This window comes from Streptomyces sp. NPDC031479, from assembly GCF_055581065.1.
Genome location: NZ_JBVIKC010000029.1, coordinates 46,607 through 63,269, shown reverse-complemented (window position 1 = coordinate 63,269; position 16,663 = coordinate 46,607). Strand labels below are relative to the sequence as shown.

The 16,663-nt window shown below is 70.9% G+C and carries 23 protein-coding genes and 3 pseudogenes; 14 read left to right on the top strand and 12 right to left on the bottom strand.

Annotation, left to right across the window (positions count from 1 at the left end; translation table 11 throughout):
* Nucleotides 1–9: 9 nt before the first annotated feature.
* The 4 genes from ACZ5D2_RS27365 (at nucleotide 10) to ACZ5D2_RS27350 (ending at nucleotide 2,865) form a co-directional block, all read left to right on the top strand.
* Nucleotides 10–711 (top strand): SgcJ/EcaC family oxidoreductase, encoded by a 702-nt coding sequence (locus tag ACZ5D2_RS27365; RefSeq protein WP_468932846.1) that lies wholly within the window; start codon nucleotides 10–12, stop codon nucleotides 709–711.
* On the top strand, nucleotides 708–1,490 hold the full coding sequence (locus ACZ5D2_RS27360) for an SDR family NAD(P)-dependent oxidoreductase (RefSeq protein WP_331737863.1): 783 nt from the start codon (nucleotides 708–710) through the stop codon (nucleotides 1,488–1,490). Before ACZ5D2_RS27365 ends, ACZ5D2_RS27360 begins: the two co-directional genes overlap by 4 nt.
* A gap of 8 nt (nucleotides 1,491–1,498) precedes the next feature.
* A complete protein-coding gene (locus ACZ5D2_RS27355; RefSeq protein ID WP_468932912.1) occupies nucleotides 1,499–1,954 on the top strand; it encodes a helix-turn-helix domain-containing protein in 456 nt (151 codons plus the stop codon).
* Nucleotides 1,955–2,049: 95 nt separating this feature from the next.
* Nucleotides 2,050–2,865 carry a hypothetical protein gene (locus ACZ5D2_RS27350; RefSeq protein WP_468932842.1) on the top strand — a complete coding sequence of 272 codons (816 nt, stop codon included), beginning with the start codon at nucleotides 2,050–2,052 and terminating at the stop codon, nucleotides 2,863–2,865.
* 301 nt (nucleotides 2,866–3,166) lie between these two features.
* Here ACZ5D2_RS27350 and ACZ5D2_RS27345 read toward each other — a convergent pair whose 3' ends face one another.
* The 7 genes and pseudogenes from ACZ5D2_RS27345 to ACZ5D2_RS27315 form a co-directional block, all read right to left on the bottom strand.
* Nucleotides 3,167–3,643 carry an STAS domain-containing protein gene (locus tag ACZ5D2_RS27345; protein WP_468932840.1) on the bottom strand — a complete coding sequence of 159 codons (477 nt, stop codon included), beginning with the start codon at nucleotides 3,641–3,643 and terminating at the stop codon, nucleotides 3,167–3,169.
* A 72-nt stretch (nucleotides 3,644–3,715) separates the two neighbouring features.
* Nucleotides 3,716–4,060, bottom strand: a complete 345-nt coding sequence (locus tag ACZ5D2_RS27340) for a helix-turn-helix transcriptional regulator (RefSeq protein ID WP_331737859.1) — start codon at nucleotides 4,058–4,060, stop codon at nucleotides 3,716–3,718.
* Nucleotides 4,061–4,473: 413 nt separating this feature from the next.
* Nucleotides 4,474–4,772 (bottom strand): annotated as a pseudogene (locus tag ACZ5D2_RS27335) (IS110 family transposase); the annotation flags it as partial.
* 415 nt (nucleotides 4,773–5,187) lie between these two features.
* Nucleotides 5,188–5,733 (bottom strand): hypothetical protein, encoded by a 546-nt coding sequence (locus ACZ5D2_RS27330; RefSeq protein ID WP_331737855.1) that lies wholly within the window; start codon nucleotides 5,731–5,733, stop codon nucleotides 5,188–5,190.
* Between the two features lie 758 nt (nucleotides 5,734–6,491).
* Nucleotides 6,492–6,854, bottom strand: a complete 363-nt coding sequence (locus tag ACZ5D2_RS27325; RefSeq protein ID WP_468932836.1) for an Asp23/Gls24 family envelope stress response protein — start codon at nucleotides 6,852–6,854, stop codon at nucleotides 6,492–6,494.
* A 7-nt stretch (nucleotides 6,855–6,861) separates the two neighbouring features.
* Nucleotides 6,862–7,521, bottom strand: a complete 660-nt coding sequence (locus tag ACZ5D2_RS27320; RefSeq protein ID WP_331737851.1) for an Asp23/Gls24 family envelope stress response protein — start codon at nucleotides 7,519–7,521, stop codon at nucleotides 6,862–6,864.
* On the bottom strand, nucleotides 7,512–8,120 hold the full coding sequence (locus tag ACZ5D2_RS27315; RefSeq protein WP_468932833.1) for an RNA polymerase sigma factor: 609 nt from the start codon (nucleotides 8,118–8,120) through the stop codon (nucleotides 7,512–7,514). Before ACZ5D2_RS27315 ends, ACZ5D2_RS27320 begins: the two co-directional genes overlap by 10 nt.
* Nucleotides 8,121–8,332: 212 nt before the next feature.
* On the opposite strand from ACZ5D2_RS27315, the gene ACZ5D2_RS27310 reads away from it, so the two are divergent.
* From ACZ5D2_RS27310 to ACZ5D2_RS27290, 5 genes are all read left to right on the top strand, one after another.
* Nucleotides 8,333–8,812 carry an Asp23/Gls24 family envelope stress response protein gene (locus ACZ5D2_RS27310; protein ID WP_468932830.1) on the top strand — a complete coding sequence of 160 codons (480 nt, stop codon included), beginning with the start codon at nucleotides 8,333–8,335 and terminating at the stop codon, nucleotides 8,810–8,812.
* Between the two features lie 62 nt (nucleotides 8,813–8,874).
* Nucleotides 8,875–9,054, top strand: coding sequence for a DUF2273 domain-containing protein (locus tag ACZ5D2_RS27305; protein ID WP_328923429.1), 180 nt, complete (start codon nucleotides 8,875–8,877; stop codon nucleotides 9,052–9,054).
* On the top strand, nucleotides 9,051–9,455 hold the full coding sequence (locus ACZ5D2_RS27300; protein WP_468932827.1) for an Asp23/Gls24 family envelope stress response protein: 405 nt from the start codon (nucleotides 9,051–9,053) through the stop codon (nucleotides 9,453–9,455). Before ACZ5D2_RS27305 ends, ACZ5D2_RS27300 begins: the two co-directional genes overlap by 4 nt.
* A 35-nt stretch (nucleotides 9,456–9,490) precedes the next feature.
* Nucleotides 9,491–10,189 carry a DUF6286 domain-containing protein gene (locus ACZ5D2_RS27295; RefSeq protein ID WP_468932824.1) on the top strand — a complete coding sequence of 233 codons (699 nt, stop codon included), beginning with the start codon at nucleotides 9,491–9,493 and terminating at the stop codon, nucleotides 10,187–10,189.
* A gap of 68 nt (nucleotides 10,190–10,257) precedes the next feature.
* Entirely contained in the window at nucleotides 10,258–10,860 is a 603-nt protein-coding gene (locus ACZ5D2_RS27290) for an alkaline shock response membrane anchor protein AmaP (protein WP_331737845.1), read from the top strand.
* 154 nt (nucleotides 10,861–11,014) lie between these two features.
* Here the strand turns inward: ACZ5D2_RS27290 and ACZ5D2_RS27285 are convergent.
* Nucleotides 11,015–11,128 (bottom strand): annotated as a pseudogene (locus tag ACZ5D2_RS27285) (IS5/IS1182 family transposase); the annotation flags it as partial.
* A gap of 263 nt (nucleotides 11,129–11,391) precedes the next feature.
* Here ACZ5D2_RS27285 and ACZ5D2_RS27280 point away from each other — a divergent pair.
* From ACZ5D2_RS27280 to ACZ5D2_RS27265, 4 genes and pseudogenes are all read left to right on the top strand, one after another.
* Nucleotides 11,392–11,886: pseudogene (locus tag ACZ5D2_RS27280) on the top strand (DUF5954 family protein); the annotation flags it as partial.
* Between the two features lie 232 nt (nucleotides 11,887–12,118).
* Nucleotides 12,119–12,595 (top strand): DUF5954 family protein, encoded by a 477-nt coding sequence (locus tag ACZ5D2_RS27275; RefSeq protein ID WP_468932909.1) that lies wholly within the window; start codon nucleotides 12,119–12,121, stop codon nucleotides 12,593–12,595.
* Nucleotides 12,525–13,397, top strand: coding sequence for a hypothetical protein (locus ACZ5D2_RS27270; RefSeq protein WP_468932820.1), 873 nt, complete (start codon nucleotides 12,525–12,527; stop codon nucleotides 13,395–13,397). Before ACZ5D2_RS27275 ends, ACZ5D2_RS27270 begins: the two co-directional genes overlap by 71 nt.
* A 114-nt stretch (nucleotides 13,398–13,511) precedes the next feature.
* Nucleotides 13,512–13,871 carry a hypothetical protein gene (locus ACZ5D2_RS27265; RefSeq protein ID WP_468932817.1) on the top strand — a complete coding sequence of 120 codons (360 nt, stop codon included), beginning with the start codon at nucleotides 13,512–13,514 and terminating at the stop codon, nucleotides 13,869–13,871.
* A gap of 34 nt (nucleotides 13,872–13,905) precedes the next feature.
* On the opposite strand, the gene ACZ5D2_RS27260 is transcribed toward ACZ5D2_RS27265, so the two are convergent.
* The 4 genes from ACZ5D2_RS27260 to ACZ5D2_RS27245 all read right to left on the bottom strand — a co-directional run bounded on the left by ACZ5D2_RS27260 (nucleotide 13,906) and on the right by ACZ5D2_RS27245 (nucleotide 15,722).
* Nucleotides 13,906–14,211 carry a DUF6233 domain-containing protein gene (locus tag ACZ5D2_RS27260; RefSeq protein WP_468932814.1) on the bottom strand — a complete coding sequence of 102 codons (306 nt, stop codon included), beginning with the start codon at nucleotides 14,209–14,211 and terminating at the stop codon, nucleotides 13,906–13,908.
* A 120-nt stretch (nucleotides 14,212–14,331) separates the two neighbouring features.
* Nucleotides 14,332–14,805: a hypothetical protein gene (locus tag ACZ5D2_RS27255; RefSeq protein WP_468932811.1), complete on the bottom strand. Its 474-nt coding sequence runs from the start codon at nucleotides 14,803–14,805 to the stop codon at nucleotides 14,332–14,334.
* Nucleotides 14,806–14,986: 181 nt separating this feature from the next.
* Nucleotides 14,987–15,325 carry a hypothetical protein gene (locus tag ACZ5D2_RS27250; protein WP_468932808.1) on the bottom strand — a complete coding sequence of 113 codons (339 nt, stop codon included), beginning with the start codon at nucleotides 15,323–15,325 and terminating at the stop codon, nucleotides 14,987–14,989.
* A gap of 226 nt (nucleotides 15,326–15,551) precedes the next feature.
* Entirely contained in the window at nucleotides 15,552–15,722 is a 171-nt protein-coding gene (locus tag ACZ5D2_RS27245) for a hypothetical protein (RefSeq protein WP_468932805.1), read from the bottom strand.
* Nucleotides 15,723–15,990: 268 nt separating this feature from the next.
* Here ACZ5D2_RS27245 and ACZ5D2_RS27240 point away from each other — a divergent pair, with 268 nt between their 5' ends.
* Nucleotides 15,991–16,560 carry a hypothetical protein gene (locus tag ACZ5D2_RS27240; RefSeq protein ID WP_468932802.1) on the top strand — a complete coding sequence of 190 codons (570 nt, stop codon included), beginning with the start codon at nucleotides 15,991–15,993 and terminating at the stop codon, nucleotides 16,558–16,560.
* Nucleotides 16,561–16,663: the final 103 nt, after the last annotated feature.

The following is a 16,663-nucleotide window of genomic DNA, read 5'->3' as shown; positions in this document are numbered from 1 at the left end:
AGAGCCCGCATGACGACCGACCTCGCCACCACCCCTCACCCTGTCCCGAGTACCGCCCCGCGCGACGGAGCCGACACCCAGGCCACCCCGCCCGCGTCACCCCACCGAAGGCGACGCACCCTCAAGCGCGCCCTGATCGCCACCGTGCTCACCCTCGGCCTGACGGCCGGCGGGGGCTACCTGTGGCTCGACTCCACCTCGGACGTCAAGGTCACCGGCACCGCGGAGTGCACCGCCGTCACCCCGGCCGGCACCGGCTTCAGCAACAGCTTCGGCGACCGCGACGCCGTCTGCGGGGTGCTGTCCTCGCTCGCTGCGGCCTGGGGCGCCGCCGACGCCGACGCGTACGGAGCCCTCTTCGCGCAGGACGCCACGTACACGACCTACGTCGGCACCCACTACCAGGGTCGCGCCGACATCACCGAGGCCCACCGGGCCCTCTTCGGCGGCTTCGTCAAGGGGACGAAGCTGGCCGACTCGATCCTGGGCATCCGCTTCCTCGGCCCCGACGCGGCAGTCGTCACCAGCCGCGGCGACACCTACACGGGCGGGCGGCCTGGCGAGCTGTCGAAGGTCCAGACGTACACGCTGACCCGCGAGAGCGACGGGCAGTGGCGGATCGCCGCCTTCCAGAACACCCAGCGGCAGCCGGTCATGGAGAAGGTCTCCTTCCTGCTGTCTCCCGGCACGGTGCCCGGGGCCGAGAAATGACCGCCCGCGCGGCCCTGGTCACCGGGGCCAGTTCGGGCATCGGCCGGGCCTTCGCCCGCGAACTCGCCTCGGCCGGCTGGACCGTGACCGCCGTGGCCCGGGGCGAGGAGGGGTTGCGCGCCCTCATCGAGGAGCTCGGCCCGGGCCACCGCTACCTGGTCGCAGACCTCTCGACCCCCGAAGGGCAGGGGCTGGTCACCGCCGAGCTGGTCCGACGGCCCGTCGAGCTGCTGGTCAACAACGCCGCCACCGCCCACCACGGCCCCTTCACCGGAACCGGCCCGCAGAACGCACTGGCCGCCATGCGCCTGGGCGGCGACGCCGTCGTCGTACTGGCACACGCCTTCCTCTCCGGGGCCCGGCGCGGAGACGCACTCGTCAACGTCTCCTCCACCCTCGCGCACGCCCCGGCCCCGGGCCTCGCCGTCTACAGCGCCGGCAAGGCCTTCGTGACCGCCTTCTCCGAGGCCCTCTGGTACGAGCAACGCCCCCTAGGCGTCCACGTCATGGCCCTCTGCCCTGGCCCGACCTCCACGGAACGGGAGCCGGAGCCGGAAGCGCAGTCGGAGCCTCAGCCGGAGTCCGGCTCCGAGTCCCGCCGCCACCAGGACGCCCCGGCCGCCATGGTCCTGAGCGCGCGAGCCGTCGTACGCACCGCCCTGCGAGCCCTGGACCGTCGCACCGGCCCCACCGTCGTCCCCGGGAGGGCGAACGCGCTCTTCGTTCTCGCCACCCGCCTCCTGCCGCGCCGCACGCTCCTGGCGATGCTCAGCCGCTAACTGTAAAACTGCCGGACGTTGGTTACACATGGGTCTCCGATCGTGATGGAGATCTGCCATGCCCCCTTCACCGCAACAACAGCAGGAGCGCCAGGCCCAGCACCGCTTGGCGGTCCTGCGGCACGCCGAGGAGGTCACCGGAAACGTCTCGCAGACGTTGCCGGTACTACGGGATCAGCCGCAACTGCTTCTACCAGTGGCAGCGGCGCTACCAGGAGGAAGGCCTCGAAGGGCTGCGCGACCACTCCAGCGCGCCGCACCATAGCCCGAATGCCACCGACGCCGACATGCGAAAGTTCGTCGCAGGCACCTCGGCACGTCACAGAGGAACCGTCTTACCCGCAGTGGCCCCTTCGTGCGCCGTTGCCACAGTCCGGACACGCCCAGGAGGACCAGTGCAACCGCTCGATCCTCACCTTGATCCCCAAAAAACAGGAGGCCCGGCAGCTCACGCAACCCCATAGGGAAGTCGTGCCGCGACGAAACGATTCCGCACGCCTGCCCCTGCGGTCGCGATCAGCATGGGCAGCGCGGGACTCCGTGCCCATATCCTGAGCCGATGTACGAGACCTCAGCTGCTCTGGCTACCGCCTTGTGGCCGCTCGCCGCATCCGCGGAGACCGACGGGCTGCGGGAACTGGCCGACGACGACGGGCTCACCGGGTTCATGCCGCCGGCACTGCCCGACGCGGCCTGGGTGCTCCACTCCATGTACGAACACGAACTCGGTCCCTTCGGCATGTCGTACGTCGAGTACCGGCGGGCCTTCCTGAACAGCAAGAGCGCCGACCCCGAGATCATCCCGGGCCTCGACCCCGCGGAGGTATTCGCCGATCTCTCGGACACCTTCGCCCCGCCCAGAGGCGAACACCCTGGACCACGCTGGCGACGCCTGCGCTGGGCAGAGCTCGCCCGGCGGACCGGAGATCCCGTGGCCGCCGAGGGCCGACTGCCCTGCCACACGTCCTTCCCTACGCTCCGCAAGCCGGGCGGCTGGCCGGTCGGCATCACCGGTCCGTCCGAGGGCAGCCTGGACCGTGCCGACTGGAACCGGCTGGTCGAGATCCTCACTGAGCACAGCCCTCAGGGCGCGGACACCCGCTGCCTCGCCTACTACACCCCGCTGGGCCAAAGGGCCGAGGACTTCGACAACCTGCACGTTCGGGCCGGCCGGCTCGCGGACGCCAAGGTCTTGTACGACCACCCCGACGAAGAGTGGTGGACCCCGTCCAACCTCTGGGCCCACGACCGGTCCTGGGTCCTGTGCACGGACTACGACCTGTGGGCCACCAAACTTGCCGGCCCGGCCCCACTCGTCGAAGCCCTCCTCGACGACTTGGAGATCGAGGCCGTACGACTGCCTTGGGCCCACTGATTCGACCACCCGACGTGGGAACGACCAGGCCGTGACGAATGGCGCCTGCAGTTGGCCCGCATCGGACTTGAGCTGGCCGATCGCGCTCAGCGTCAGTTACGAGGTTCTGACCGCGCTTCTGCGAAGGTCCGCCCGCCAGTGGCCCTGAGCGCTTTGCCCGACGTGCGTCCTTCGGCGCCCGCGTGCCGGGACCCTCCCACGTGCCCGCGTGCCCACCGGTGGCCGGGGTGAGGTGGGCGTGCCAGGACCGCGGGGGAGTACGGGACGGTGTGGCTTCGCGGGCTGATGGGGGTGGGGTGGGTCAGGGTTCGTGGTCGTAGGCGATGGCGGGGTCGATGGCGTGGGGCCGGTGGTGCGTGGGCCTTGTCGTATCGCCGCCTGTGATGGGGTAGTGCGCGTCGTGGGGGTGGGGCTGGTGTGCGGGTGGGGTGTGGATGGTGAGGAGGGGGGCGGTGTCGGTGAGGTCGAGCAGTCGTGTGAACTGGGGGCGGGGTGCGTGGAGGACGAGGGTTTTGCCGGTGGTGGTGGCGGTGAGGTGGAGGTCGAGGAGGAGGTGTAGGCCGGAGCAGTCGCAGAAGGTCAGGGCTGAGAGGTCGATGTCGAGGCCGGCCGTGCTGGCATCCAGGGCCGCGTTCAGGGCGTCCCGTACCTTGCCGCAGTTGTCCGCGTCGATCTCGCCGCTGATCTCGGCCCGGGTCCGTTGTGGCCCGGGGCGGACGGCGACGGCGACGGTGACCATGGGTGTGTCGGGATCGCGCTCGCGGTCGGAGTAGGTCATGGCCTTCCTCCTTTCAGCGACCGGGCCGGCTCGTGCGGGGCGGACTGCAGGGCATCTGCGAGTGCCGTGCCGTCATGGCCGCGAGGTGCCCGGGGAGGGTTGCGCGGCCGGAGGCCGCGTGGGCTCCAGGTCGGCGAGGAGTCTGATCAGGTGCGTGATCTCGTGGGGCCCTTCGGCGGGGTGGCGGAAGAGGGTGCCGTCGGTGACCTCGTAGTGGTTGCGGCGGCCGTGGCGGGCGCGGGTGAGATACCCGGCGCTCTCCAGATCGGTGATCACGGCACGGACGGCGCGCTCGGTGATCCGGCAGGCCTCGGCCATGTCACGCATCCGTACCTCCGGGTCCCGCAGGAGCATCGCGAGGATCCGGGCGTGGTTGGTGACGAACGTCCAGCTGGTCCGTGACTCCACCGTCTCCATGCCCGCGATTATAGGATCCGGGATACCGGTTTTTCCAGACCTCTATCCATGGTCCACCTCCGCAGCCAGGGCACCGGCCTCCGCGTTCCTGGCGAGCACCACGCCATCAAGGACCAGGGCACCCGCCGCTGGATCGGGTTTCTGCAACACCGCGATGACCGAAGGACCCCTCCACGTGCCAAGGGGCTGTCGGGTGGGCGGCTGCCTGGCCACCTGGGTTCCCCGGCGTGCGCCGCCCGGGGCCGGGAACCGGCAGCCCGCCGGTTCCGGGCGGGTGGAGCGCCGGGCGGGCAGGGAGCACCGCTGCGCTCATGCTCCGGCGGTGCCTGGACTCCCCACGGGCGGCCCGCCGCCGCGCCCACCCGATGAGCAGCGCGTCGTCCAAGCGGACCTCGTCGGTGAGATCACCGGAACTCGGTCCTGCCTTCACCGCGGTAGCTCTCGGAGGCGCGGTGGACGGCTCGTCCCGAGACGTAGGGGACCGGCTGGTCGTGGTTGACGAGGATTGCGATGGCCAGGGCGGCTCCGCCGTCGGCAAGGTCGGTTTCCCAGGTCACTTCGTCGCCCAGAGCGAGGACGTCGGTGAGGAGTTCGAGGAGTTGGGGCTCGTCGTTGGCGACGCGTCGGGGCAGCAGCCGACGGCCGCTTTCGTCGATCGCGACGCAGTGGTGTGGGTCTTGCCTGCGTCGATGCCGGTCCAGATCACGGCCATGGCGCCTCCGTGCGGTGGGGTGTGCTGGGTGCCTCCCGACGGACGACCTCGCTGTCGATTCCCTACGGAGCGATCATTCGCAATTCCTCATGGGCAGCCGAGTCGTCGTGGGGCGTCGGGCGGCCAATCGATGCGAGCCACAAGCGGCAGAAGCTCGAAGGCCACACCCGACACCCCTGGGTGGGCCAACCATACGAAGGGCTCGCCCGGTCCCACTGACAACGCAGGGAAGCCTGATGGATGCGAGTTCGTGCCACCGAGGGTTAAGCGCGCTGGTCAGAGGCGTGTCGAGGGTGGGAGCCAGGCCCCGGGTGCTGGGTCTGAGGGGTCCGTCCCGTGAGCGCAGCCGGCACGTTTGCTCGCAGGCCCCCGTTCTGCCGCTTGGTTCTCCAGGTGCCGCGACCTCAGGAGCCATCTACTTCCGGCGTCGCAGTGCGTATGAGACCGCGACGACGGCGACCAGCGGCCCCCACAGCAGCATCGGCACGTAGCACGCATTCATGATCAACGCGGCGATGCCCTGTGGGGCCTCGGAGCCGCCTGCTTCGGCCGGCCAGCTGCCCCAAAACATCTCCGTCGTCAGTGCGGTGACCGCGAGCGCCCCCAGCAGTGCCGGTACAACCGCCGCCCAGGTCCTCACGCGCCTGCCACCCAGGAGTGGGATCCAGCGTGGCACTCTCTCGCCCCAGGGCCTGACCAGGCCGAGAGTCATGAACGCGAGCCCCTCGGTGACAAGTGTCAGCAGCGTGATGTAGGAGGAAGCCTCCAGCCCGGGTTGCCAGTCCTTGGCTAATTGGCCGCTGAAGCCCACCGGGATGCCCACGGCCATGGCCATCCGCCACAGCCCCGCGGGCAGGACGGCCACCGGCACGGCATGCGCCGCCAGGTTCACCCAGCGCGGCACGGCCAAGACCGTGGCTGTGGCCTTGGCCGTGGTGGGCAGTGTGTTCGCGGTATTCATGACAACCTCCGGGGCGGCGTGCGGTTGCCTCCATGCTTCGCCTCGCACCCACGCGACACATCCCCCCACGGTCCTCTCGCCATCAGCCTTGCGGGCGAGCCCGCCCTACTCCTTCGAGGCGACGCTCTGGACATTCAGTCGGCGATCAGACGGGCGCCGAGTCGGGGCTGTCTGGGGTGAAGAGGTCTTTTTTGCGTCAACCCGCCAACCTTCGACGGCACACGCTCAAGGTTCGTTTGGCACAGGACAGCCGGGTGTGTGGCGGGTCGCATCGGCGGGGGTTGCGGTGCTAAAGGGGCGGCGGTGTAGCGCGTGCAGGAGTTTCACCAATCAGTGCTCTGACCTGCTGTTCTGTGGGACTTGTGAGGCTGGCAGCTCGGCGTTCCGCAGTGCGGATCACGGGTCCGCCCGGAGGTGTGATCCGTATTTTCGCGTAGGGAGCCATCTGACATGAGCGTGTCAGAGGGCAGGAGACGGGCGGGGAGTCCGGGCGGGAACCGGCCGGACCCGCCGGGTGCCGGCCCGCGCCGCCGTTGGCTCGGCTGGGTATGTCGGTGTGGCGCAGTCGCGCTCATGCCATTACGGCCGTCAGCAGGCCCGGCCCGCGGTGTCCCTTCGCCTGTACAGGTCACATGCCGCCCCTGCGACTGCTCGTCGCGGATCGCCAGATCAAAGGCGATCTGCTCTGTCGTGGTCATGGTGGTGCCTTCCCTGTCCGTTGATCACGCACCCGCAACGAGCGGACGCGAGCGATCGGTCTAGACGGTGCGGGTGACGGTGACCATGACGGTGACGGGTACGGCCGCGCCGTGCCGGGCCAGGTAGGTGGTGACGGCGGTCCGCACGTCTTCGCGGACCTGCCGGGCGACATCGACGACGCGGCGGTCCGCGTGCAGGACGCACCGCACCTCCACGTGCCAACCGCCGTCCGGAGTGAGTTCGGAGCGGATGCCGGCCGCCTCGCGGTACGGGGTGGTTCCTTCGGCCTGGGACCGGTACACGTGCGACGCTGCCAGAGCCAGCCGGTCGGCGAGCGTGGGCTGGAGCGCGGCCACGCCGGGAGCGTCGAGGGCGGCCCTCGCTGCCGCTCGGTGGATGTTCTCGCGGTGGGAGGTGGCCATTACCGGCTCAGCTCCGCCCTTTCACCAACGGCACACGGGAGGGTTCCAGCACGCCGTCGATCTCCACGTCCACGGTGGTGACGGCGATGCCGAGGACCTGCTCGGCCGCGTGAAGGACGGCTCGGCGTACTCCCTCCGCTCGTCCTCGCAATGGCTGGTCGAGTGTGGCTGCCAACGTTATGGCGACGGCGTGGCTGCCCTCCGCGGGGACCACGCGGCAGCTGGCGGCGCGGACGCCGGGCACCGTGTCGGCAGCCCGGCGCAGGACTTTCGCGACGGCGCTCTCGGAGATGCGCAGGTCGTGATCGGGGTCGTCCAGTAGCAGCATGGTGCCCAGCCGTACCTCGGAGCGGACCGCATTGATGACCCGGGTGGCGAGGCTTTGGCCGTCGGACTGTTCCTCGGCGCGCAGAGCCCTGGTCGCCCGGTCCAGGGCTGTCAGACCTTCGATGGCGTCGCGGCAGTAGGGGCAGTGGCTGCTGTGCGGATCTGGGGCGTCGACCGCGTCGCGGGCCTGCTTCCAGGCGCGGCCGAGGGGGCGTCCGCAGGGCAGCAGCTCGGCGCCGGCCAGATGCTCGGCGTCGGGGCGCAGAGGCGCTTCGGCCCTGGCGGCGCCCACCCTTTCGGGCTCGTCGTCGGAGGTGGGGTGCGGGTCGTCTAGCGCCATGGGCGCATCGCCTCCATCAAAGCGCGTCGTGCGCGAAAGAGTCTGCCGCGCACCGTTTGTTCGCTGCTGCCCACCACGTGGGCGATCTCGTCGTAGTGCAGGCCGTGCAGCTCCCGCAGCACCCAGCACACCCGGAGCTCGGGGCGCAGTCCCAGGAGCGCTTTCGTCAGGGCGGCCGCCGCTGCGTCCGTTTCGGCGACTTGGGGCGGTGAGCTGTCCGCGGCCACGGCAGCGGGTTCGGGGAGGGTGTCCAGGGGCAGCGGGTGGGGCGGGTGGCGCAGCGTGTTGAGGCAGCGGTTCGTCACGATCCGGTACATCCAGGTGCCGAACGAGGCGCTGTGCCGGAATTCCGGCAGCCGTCTCCAGGCGCTGAGGAAGGCTTCCTGGACCGCGTCCTCGGCGTCCGTCCGATTGCCGAGGAGATGCTGGGCGAGGGCGAGCAGCCGGCCGCTGTGGCGGCGGACAAGGATGGCGAAGGCGTCTTCATCCCCTTCCGAGGCCCGGACCGCCAGGGTGCCGTCGTCCAGGGCGTCGGCAAGGGCCTCCTCTGCGGCGACGCCGGCGGACGGCAGCGTTCGCGGCAGCGTTCGCGGCAGCATCGGGGGGCCTGCGCCGCGCGGGGGCTGGGGGCCGATCCGGTTACGCATTCGCCGCTCGCTTCCTACCGAAGACGCCGGTCGCGGCTCGCGTACGTACTCCTCGATGGTAGGCGGTGTGCGCTGCACGAGCCGCGTGAGGAATGCCGGCGCGAGGTGTCCTAAGGAATGAGGGCGCCGTACGGCGCCCGGATGGACCCCCTGGGGAGGTTCTCATGTCGGACACCATCAACCCCGCCGCGGGCGGGAGTGAGTCACCTGCTGCGGGCAGCACCCTCACGGGCCGCACCGGCGCAGGAACGGCCCCCGAGACGCGCGGTCGGACGACCATCGCCGACAGCGTGGTCGAAAAGATCGCAGGAATGGCCACCCGCGAGGTACCGGGCATTCACAGCCTCGGTTCCGGTATCGCCCGCACGCTCGGGGCGGTGAGCGACAAGGTCGCCGGCGGGCGTTCCAGCGTGTCCCGCGGCGTGAAGGTCGAGGTGGGCGAACGGCAGGCCGCCGTGGATCTCGACGTGGTCGTGGAGTACGGCGTCGCCATCGTGGACATCGCCGCCGCCGTCCGCACCAGCGTCATCACGGCCGTGGAACGCATGACCGGCCTTGAGGTCGTGGAGGTGAACATCGCGGTCGACGACGTCTACCTGCCCGACGACGAGGACGAGGAGGCGGGGGAGGGGCGCGTTCAGTGATGCTCGCATCCCCCGGACTCGCCGAGCCGAGAAACAACCGACGCGAAATTCAGGTGAGTGAAATGAGCGCAGCAACCGTGGGCCTGCTGGCCGGCATGGCCCTGGGCTTCGCCGCATTCTTCGGCGGCTTCTGGGCGTTCCTGCTCGTGGCGTTCCTGGGCCTGGTGGGCCTGATCATCGGCCGCGTGTTGCAGGGTGACCTGGAGATGTCCGACTTCACGCGTTCCCGGAACCGGCAGTGACCCCGCAACCTGCCCCCGCCCCCTTCCGGGGAGCGCCGGCCCCCTCCCGGCCGGTCCTGTCCATGGCCGAACGCGGGGCCACGGTGATCCCGGACAAGGTGGTGGCCCGCATCGCGGTCCGCGCCGCACAGGAGGCACTGGCCACGCAGACGGACACCTCGGCCGTTCACACGAAACTGGCCGCTCCGCACGCGTCGGTCACGGCCGGCAGCGGCACGGCACGGCTGGGACTGACTCTGGAGATGCCCTACCCGATAGACCTCGCCACTGCCTCCCGTCAGGTGCAGCAGTACGTCACCGAGCGGGTCGCCCATTTGACCGGGATGCGCATCACCGAAGTCACACTCGCCATCGAGCGTCTGGTTCCCGCCGAGGGCCTGGAACATCGACGCGTGGAGTGAACCGGTCCGCATCCCCACGGGAAGGAGAACCCGGCATGGAACGGGACCAAGACCGCCCGGCCGACCGGAGGCAACCCACCGCGACCGACCGCCAGCAGCCCACCGCGACCGACGGGGAGCAGCACACCCCGGACGGCCAGGTCACCTCCCGCACGGTGGGGCAGCCGTCCAAGCAGCCTTCGGCCGGCCCGCAGCAGGCTGCCAGGCGCCCGTGGTCCGTGCGCCGCGTACCCGCCGCCCTGACGGCCCTGCTCGTCGCAGCTGCGGCCGGGACCCTCTTGTTCGACATCGTCAGGGTCCGGGCCGGCCGGCCGGCCGCAGCCTGGCGCACGCGCCTTGCCGACGAACTGGCCACCCGACCTCTGGATGACGTCTCGATACGGATCGGCGCCGCCGTCATCGCCGTCCTCGGCCTCTGGCTGGTCGTCCTGGCACTCACCCCCGGCCTGCGTAACCAGCTCCCCCTGAAGACTCCCGACCCCCAGATGCGCGCCGTGCTGGACCGCGACGCCGCGGCCCTCCTGCTGCGGGACGCTGCGATGCGCGTCCCCGGCGTCAGCGCTGCCAGGATCCGTGTCTTCCAGCACCGTGTCCGGGCACGCGCGGACGTGCGTTTCCGCGCCGCCGCTGAGGTAAAGGGCGATCTCGTGGTGGCTCTGCGGGAGGAGCTCGACCGGTTCGCCCTTGCCCGCGCTCCTCGGCTCGCCGTGCAGGTCCGAACCCGACCGAAATGATCTGAAGTGCGCTGAAATACTCCGTCCGCGGACGGCCGCCGACGAGCCAGCGACAGGAGTGGGATCCCATGGAGAAGAAATCCGCTGTCAACCGAGTCCTGCTGGCCCTGGCAGGCGTCGTTCTGCTCGGCACCGGCCTCCTGATACTGACGGGCAGCTTCGACCTATACCGGCACTGGCACCTGACACCACCCGACGGCTGGCCCCTGACCGCGCCCGGCGGAGTCCTGCTCGACGACGCCGACCGCACCCGCTGGACGGACGAAGGATGGTGGTGGCCCGCCGTCATCGCCGTCCTGGCCGTCGTCCTCCTGCTCGCCCTCTGGTGGCTGCTGGCGCAATCGCGCCGTACCCGCCCGGGCCACACCCCTGTGGGTGGTCCCCCTGCCGCGGACGGGGTGGAACTGCGTGAGCGTGCCCTCCGCGACGCCCTCGCAGCCGACGCCCGGCACCTGCCCGGCGTCCACCGGGCCCGTGCACGCATGGTCGGCCCGCCCAGCCGGCCCGAAGCCCAACTCGACCTCACCCTCACCCCCGACAGCGAGCTCGGCCCCGTCCTGCGGGCGCTGAGCGACGGCCCGCTTGAACGGGCCCGCCGGTCCACCGGTCGGACGCTTCCCGCGAAGGCGCAGCTCCGGGTGACCCCGCACAAGGCCCACCGCGCCGAGTAGCGCCTCCACCCCGGCCGGACCCGCTGAGGAGGCTGGCTGCGGAACAGCCGTCCGCGTCCGCCGTGCCCTGCCGACGCGGCCGGCGGCCGTAGGCGGCGTGGGACCCGACCCTGGCCGGCCTCGTCGGCCCATCGCCTCGTCCGCCGATCGGCGGCACGCCGTGGCCTTTGAGGTGGCAGTCGCGGAGGGCCTTCCAGGTCTCCATGCGGAGGAGGACATGCTCGACGCGGGCGCGGACCTGCTTATGGGACTTGTTGTGGGCCTGCTTCCGGCCGAGCAGGTCGGAGGGTCTGCCGCCATCGCGCAGGACCGTTGCCGGCAGAAAAGCGACTGAAGATCAAGTCTGTTCTGGCCTCATGCCCGAGTCGGACGGGCTCGCCGGGCACGTCCGCCCTTCGGGCAGATGTCACCCACCTCCAGGGGGAAACGGCTGTCCGAGTGGATCGCGGCAGTTCCGGCCGACGATCTCCCCAGCCCTTACACCGTCGTCAGCGGCCTTGAACGTGACCACACGGCCGTCACCGCCGACCTGTGGGCGTGGAGCGGCGCGATACGGGGCCGGGCGGCGCCTGGCCGGTGGTGGTACGGGTGCCGGTCGATCTGGTCGTGGAGGCGGATGCCGCCGATGCCGCCAGGCAGCTGGCCGATCTGGCTGTGAGGGGGCCGCTGTTCGGAGTGGCCGCGCAGGACGGGCGCGGCGGACCGGGCTGGTTGGTGGTGAGTGCCGTGACGGCCGGCTGCCCGCAGGAGGCGCGGGACAGCCTGAACTCGCTGCTGTGGTTCCGGGCGAAGGACGAGGCGCGCGACCGGGAGGAGCGGGGTGCGCTGCTGGCGGCGGTGGCCCGGCTGGAGGGTGAGCGCGTCGACGATCTCACCGTGGCCGGCACCCGGTACCGCATCGTGCGGGCCGAGGAATACGCCGCCGCGGGTCCGGCCGGCATTGAGGAGCCCCGGCCGACCGATCCGGAGCCGGCCGTCCCCGACTGGACGCGCGGCGCCCGGCGGGCGGAGATCGATGCCGGTCTGGTGCTGGATCCCGACGCGCCGGTCACCCCGATGCGGGCCGCGGAACGGCACAGGGTGGAAGCCGGTCAGCGGCCCGCACGTCAGCGCACACGACGCGCGCCGGTCCCTGGACTTCGCCCTGACCCGGGCGTGGCCCCGGATGCACGGCCTGATCCCCTTCGATCCAGGCGACACTACAGACGCCCGCACCCTCACCGCCGCCGGCCACGTCGCGGGCATCGCGGCCGGGTAACTGGCCACCTGCGCCGAGGCCGCCGACCGGCTCCGGGGCGGCCTCGTCAACCGCCTCGAAGTCGGGGACACCGTGTACCTGATCGGCCATATCCGGCGCCTGGTGCGCTGGGGCCCCGACGGCCCCGACGGCCCCGACGGCCCCGACGGCCCCGAAGGGCCACGCCCCACGGACACCAACCGACACGATCCCGGCCGGATCCGCCCCGTGCTCGACGGGGCGGACCGCCAGGGTGGGCTGGGCCGCAGCGGTGAACCGGCGCCGCGAGCACCCCCGGCCGCCCCGCCCTGGCCGGGGACACAGATGCGCACCCGGATTCGCGGGGATGGCCATTCACCAGACTCGATGACACAGGACACGGCGGCGTGCACAGCCCGGCTGTGCTGTGGGCGGGAGACTGGCGGGCATGGATGTGGAGTCGGTGGCGGCGGAGTTGCGGGCGCTGCGTCCGGTGGAGTTCACCGCGGCCCGGGATGAGTACGCGGCCCGGGCCCGGAAGGCCGGAGACAGGCAGCTCGCCGCGGCGATCGCGGCACTGCGCAAGCCGACGCTCGCGGCGTGGACGGCCGCGCTGCTGGCCCGCAGCCGGCCGAAGGAAGCGCATGGCCTGGCAGAGCTTGGTGCGGCGCTCCGTGCGGCGCACCAGAGGCTGGACGCCGGGCAGCTGCGGAAGCTCTCACATGATCAGCGTGTGGTGATCGGGCGCCTCGCCCGCACGGCGCGCGCTTTGGCGGCCGAGGCCGGGCAGGCGGTGAGTGAGCCGGTGCTGCACGAGGTCGAGGAGATCCTGCATACGGTGCTCGCAGATGCGGAGATTGCCGCGCAGTGGGAGGCCGGCCGTCTGGTCAAGGCCCCGGAGGCGGTGAAAGGGTTCACCGGCCTCGAACCGCTGCCCGGCACCACCCCACCCCGCCGCACACAGGCCCGGCCCGCCGGGCCTGCCACAGAACCCACCCAGCCTCCACCGGCGCCGGACACCCGGGCGGAGCAGACACGCCGCGAGCGCGTGAAGGCGGCCCGGACGGAGGCGGCCGAGGCGCTGGCCGAAGCAGAACGCCTGGAGACAGAGCAGGCCGCCGCGCAGGCGCTGGCGGACCGCGCGGCCACTGCTCTGACGGCGGCCGAGGAAGACGCGCGGGCCGCGACGGAGCGACTGGAGACGGCGCGCGCGGCGAGCACCGACGCGCTCGCCCGCCATCGCGAGGCGCAACACGCGGCTGCGCGGGCCCGGACACGAGCCCAGACAGCAGCACGCAAGGTCGAGAAGCTCACCAGCTGAGATCCGTAACAGGGTGCGCAGTGGCGTTTCGGCGGTGAAACCAGCACCCCGGGCGGGCCTCGGTCCCGCCCGCCCCCTGGGGGTGTTGTCCGTGGTGGGAGTCACGATGGGGTGATGAGCGCAGGCATGGCGCCCGTCGGCCCGTGCGCGGGCATCGACGGGTTGTGCGAGCAGGTCCGGGCCGCCCTCGCGGGATGGGCACCCCGGCTGCTGGGCGTTCATGTGCACCGGTCGGTGCGGGGGCCCGCGGACCTGGCGCGGCTGGTGGCCGCGGTGGCGGATGCCGCCGAGCTCACGGCTCTCCCCGGGGAGGGGCCGCTCGCGCGGGCGGAGCTCCACGCTGCGGCCGTCAGGGCGTTGGTGGCCGCCGGGGAGAGGCCGGGGGTGGAGGCACGGGCGGAGCTTGTCGCCGCGCGCGCCGGGTGCCGCCATGCGGCCGTCGCGCTCGGCGTGCCGATCACCGTCGCACTCTGACCTGGTCCTATTCCTCCACCGTGGGGGAGGCCGGTCATTCCATCACCCCCAGGGCGGTGTCCGGACGGCAGGCCGGACAGGCCTCCACGCCCTCGGAAAGGGCACGCCGGGCAAGATCGGCGGTCGCGGCCTTGCAGCGGGTCCGGGTATCCCAGCAGCTGCCGACGTGCACCCGCGCAGCCGGCCGTCCGGCCCCGATCCCGTACTCGATCAGCCACTCCGGAGGCGGCGGCGCAGGCTTGCGCGCCGCCTCGACCACAGCATGCTGCTCCTCGGCGGCTATCCAGTCGCGGGTCCGCTGGAGATCCTGCAGCTGGACGCGTTCAAGGAAACGCAGCAATTCCAGGTCACGGGCTGAGGTCTGCCAGGCACGGGGGTGGTCACGGTGGTTGTCCTGTCGCGCTGAAGGTTGAGCAGTCTCACTGAAGGTCGAGCGATGGCGTCACGGACGAACCGGCCATCAGTCCCAGGAGTTGAAGAGCATCGCGCCGAGGGTTTTCGGATTCCAGTGCTTTACCTGCCTGTGCTCAGCAACCGTCAGCGCAGCGGTGTCCACCTCAGCCGCTGGCGACAAAAGCACCGTTGCGCCGAGGACTGCGAAGCCGAAGGCGGCGAGGGCGGCCGCCCAGGCAGGGGGGTCCTGGAACTCGTCGGTGTACCGGTAGCGCCGAGTGTCCACGAAGCCAACCAGTGGGTACTGCGCATGGAACAGCGCGACGTACGTGCCGTCGCGGCCGTTGATCGTGCCGCTGTGGAAGTTCTGCGGGTATTGCTGCTCCCTGAAGTCCCCGAACTGCCCGCGAGCGGCCCGAGCCGCGGCATGCCAGGCGGCACGACACACCTTGTGGCCGGTCTGCGGCGCAGGCGGGTCGCCAGAGTCACGAAACCCAGTTGCTCCCCGCCCCAGCCGGAAAGCGGCCTCCGCTCCCTCCACTTTCGCCCCTTCACCCCTGCCCTGAGCAGGTCACTCAACCTTCGATGAGACGAACCTACTGGTCACCAAGGTTTAGTGAGAACGATCAACCTTCAGTGCGACAGGTGTGCCTGTGCGCTTCAGTTGGCACTGATCGCCAACTGAAGCGCACAGTGCGGCCGTCGATGTCGGCGGCGGGGAATCACTGCTGCGTGTAAGGAAGCCACACGTATCCCGGGCTGAAGGGAACCCAGGCTGGCCCGAGGGGAAGCCGGGTACGGAGATGCTCGGCAAGGACCAGGCCGGGCAAGGTGCCGTGAGAGAGTTCCTCCGCCCAGTCCGCAGCCAGGTCGTCGACGTTGAGGAAGCACTCTGGGTCCCAGCCGACCATCGCGGTGCGGTAACCCTCGAATCGTGCGAGCAGTCCGTAAAGGCCACGCCCGAGCTCCTCCAGCTCAGCCTCGGTGAGGTCGAACCGTGGCAGACTTCCATCGGCCACAACTCCAAAGCCCACAGCCACTGGCAGAACTGCGACCTGCATAGATGGCCCGGCAGTCGACAGCATGGGCCGGTGCAGAGGGATCCGAAAGGCACCGGCGCGGAGCGTGTACGGCCACGGCTCAACGCACGAGGCTGCCCGAGCGGCCCTCGCATCGTCGCCGAAGTCCACTACCAATCCGAAGCACAGTGCCACGCCTCGCGCCCTTCGCTCTTTCCAGTGCTGGATGTCAGCTGCTGAGGTCGAACACGCCCCACGTAGTGAACGGCTAGGCCTGGACGTAGATCCTGCTTCCTCGGCCGACGACCCGCCGGCGGCCGGGGGCAGGGCCGTCGGGCAGGGTGAGCAGGCCGACGTCCGTGGGCTCGACGGATGTTTCGGTGATCTCTCCGTGGGCGAGTCGGTCCCGCTCCTCGCCGTAGCCGCCGTAGAAAGCCACCCGCTCGCCGTGGACGGCCACCGCATGGGCGCCCGCCCCGTACGCGGTTCGCCCACACTCTCACGGGCCGGCCGGAGCGGTTGGGGCGTATCTCGACGAGCGGGAAGTCCGTGTACGGGCACGCCCAGGCCGCGGTGCCCAACACGTTCAGGGCGTAGCAGTCGAAGAGGTCCGGGATGGGGGCGCCGTCTGACGTCCAGGCGAGCTGGCCCGTGGCGCTCCAGCGGCGGATTCCCACCGGGTTCTCGTCGAAGTGCCCGACCCAGATATGGCCGGACTCGTCCACGAGCAGGTGCTCGATGGCGTCCCCGACGGAGAAGGACGAGGTCTCGCGGCCGAGCGCGTCGAAGATCTGGACCTGGTTCGCGTCCTCGTGCCTGCGGGTGCGAGACGCGGCGACAACGAATCCGCCGTCGGGCAGACGGTCAAGGTGCGGCCAGCGGGCTCGCACAGCGCTCAGCTCGGTGAGTTCGATGTTGCCGTCCGGATCCACGGAAACGACCAGCGCGTCGAAGGGCAGGAGGTCGACGCCGGGCTGCGGAGCGCGTTCGGCAAGCAGCCAGTGGGCGGTGCCGAAGACGTCGACGGTGCTGGTCAGGACGTGGCGGTGGTGGTGTGCTCGGGGGAGGTGGGCGTAGGGAACGAGGGCGGTCTTCTGCACGGGCGGGCTCTCCTGGGTGGGCGGTCACGGCGTTCGGGCGCTGTGGTGAGCGGCGCGCGAGCGGTGGAGAGCGGAGCGGGGCGCCTAGACGGCATGGCCCTTTCTGATCGTCATGAGGTGATCATCGTCGACATACGACCTCGTGACAAACCCTTTCGGCGCATCGCCCCCCATTGATCGGATGCTGCGAAAGTACGAGCCTGACCGCACTCGCAGTACTACCGAGACCACCTCTCTCTAGAGGGTGCATCGAGCTGAGCGTTCGACCTGCAGGGCAGTG

Excerpts from the sequence above, each read along its gene's own strand:
- ACZ5D2_RS27250 (WP_468932808.1), bottom strand. The coding sequence starts at position 15,325 with ATGCAGGTCGCAGTTCTGCCAGTGGCTGTGGGCTTTGGAGTTGTGGCC.
- ACZ5D2_RS27360 (WP_331737863.1), top strand. The coding sequence starts at position 708 with ATGACCGCCCGCGCGGCCCTGGTCACCGGGGCCAGTTCGGGCATCGGC.
- ACZ5D2_RS27310 (WP_468932830.1), top strand. The coding sequence starts at position 8,333 with ATGTCGGACACCATCAACCCCGCCGCGGGCGGGAGTGAGTCACCTGCT.
- ACZ5D2_RS27265 (WP_468932817.1), top strand. The coding sequence starts at position 13,512 with ATGAGCGCAGGCATGGCGCCCGTCGGCCCGTGCGCGGGCATCGACGGG.
- ACZ5D2_RS27350 (WP_468932842.1), top strand. The coding sequence starts at position 2,050 with ATGTACGAGACCTCAGCTGCTCTGGCTACCGCCTTGTGGCCGCTCGCC.
- ACZ5D2_RS27340 (WP_331737859.1), bottom strand. The coding sequence starts at position 4,060 with ATGGAGACGGTGGAGTCACGGACCAGCTGGACGTTCGTCACCAACCAC.
- ACZ5D2_RS27330 (WP_331737855.1), bottom strand. The coding sequence starts at position 5,733 with ATGAATACCGCGAACACACTGCCCACCACGGCCAAGGCCACAGCCACG.
- ACZ5D2_RS27295 (WP_468932824.1), top strand. The coding sequence starts at position 9,491 with ATGGAACGGGACCAAGACCGCCCGGCCGACCGGAGGCAACCCACCGCG.
- ACZ5D2_RS27320 (WP_331737851.1), bottom strand. The coding sequence starts at position 7,521 with ATGGCGCTAGACGACCCGCACCCCACCTCCGACGACGAGCCCGAAAGG.
- ACZ5D2_RS27315 (WP_468932833.1), bottom strand. The coding sequence starts at position 8,120 with ATGCTGCCGCGAACGCTGCCGCGAACGCTGCCGTCCGCCGGCGTCGCC.
- ACZ5D2_RS27240 (WP_468932802.1), top strand. The coding sequence starts at position 15,991 with ATGGCCGGACTCGTCCACGAGCAGGTGCTCGATGGCGTCCCCGACGGA.
- ACZ5D2_RS27345 (WP_468932840.1), bottom strand. The coding sequence starts at position 3,643 with ATGACCTACTCCGACCGCGAGCGCGATCCCGACACACCCATGGTCACC.
- ACZ5D2_RS27325 (WP_468932836.1), bottom strand. The coding sequence starts at position 6,854 with ATGGCCACCTCCCACCGCGAGAACATCCACCGAGCGGCAGCGAGGGCC.
- ACZ5D2_RS27365 (WP_468932846.1), top strand. The coding sequence starts at position 10 with ATGACGACCGACCTCGCCACCACCCCTCACCCTGTCCCGAGTACCGCC.
- ACZ5D2_RS27270 (WP_468932820.1), top strand. The coding sequence starts at position 12,525 with ATGGATGTGGAGTCGGTGGCGGCGGAGTTGCGGGCGCTGCGTCCGGTG.
- ACZ5D2_RS27290 (WP_331737845.1), top strand. The coding sequence starts at position 10,258 with ATGGAGAAGAAATCCGCTGTCAACCGAGTCCTGCTGGCCCTGGCAGGC.
- ACZ5D2_RS27305 (WP_328923429.1), top strand. The coding sequence starts at position 8,875 with ATGAGCGCAGCAACCGTGGGCCTGCTGGCCGGCATGGCCCTGGGCTTC.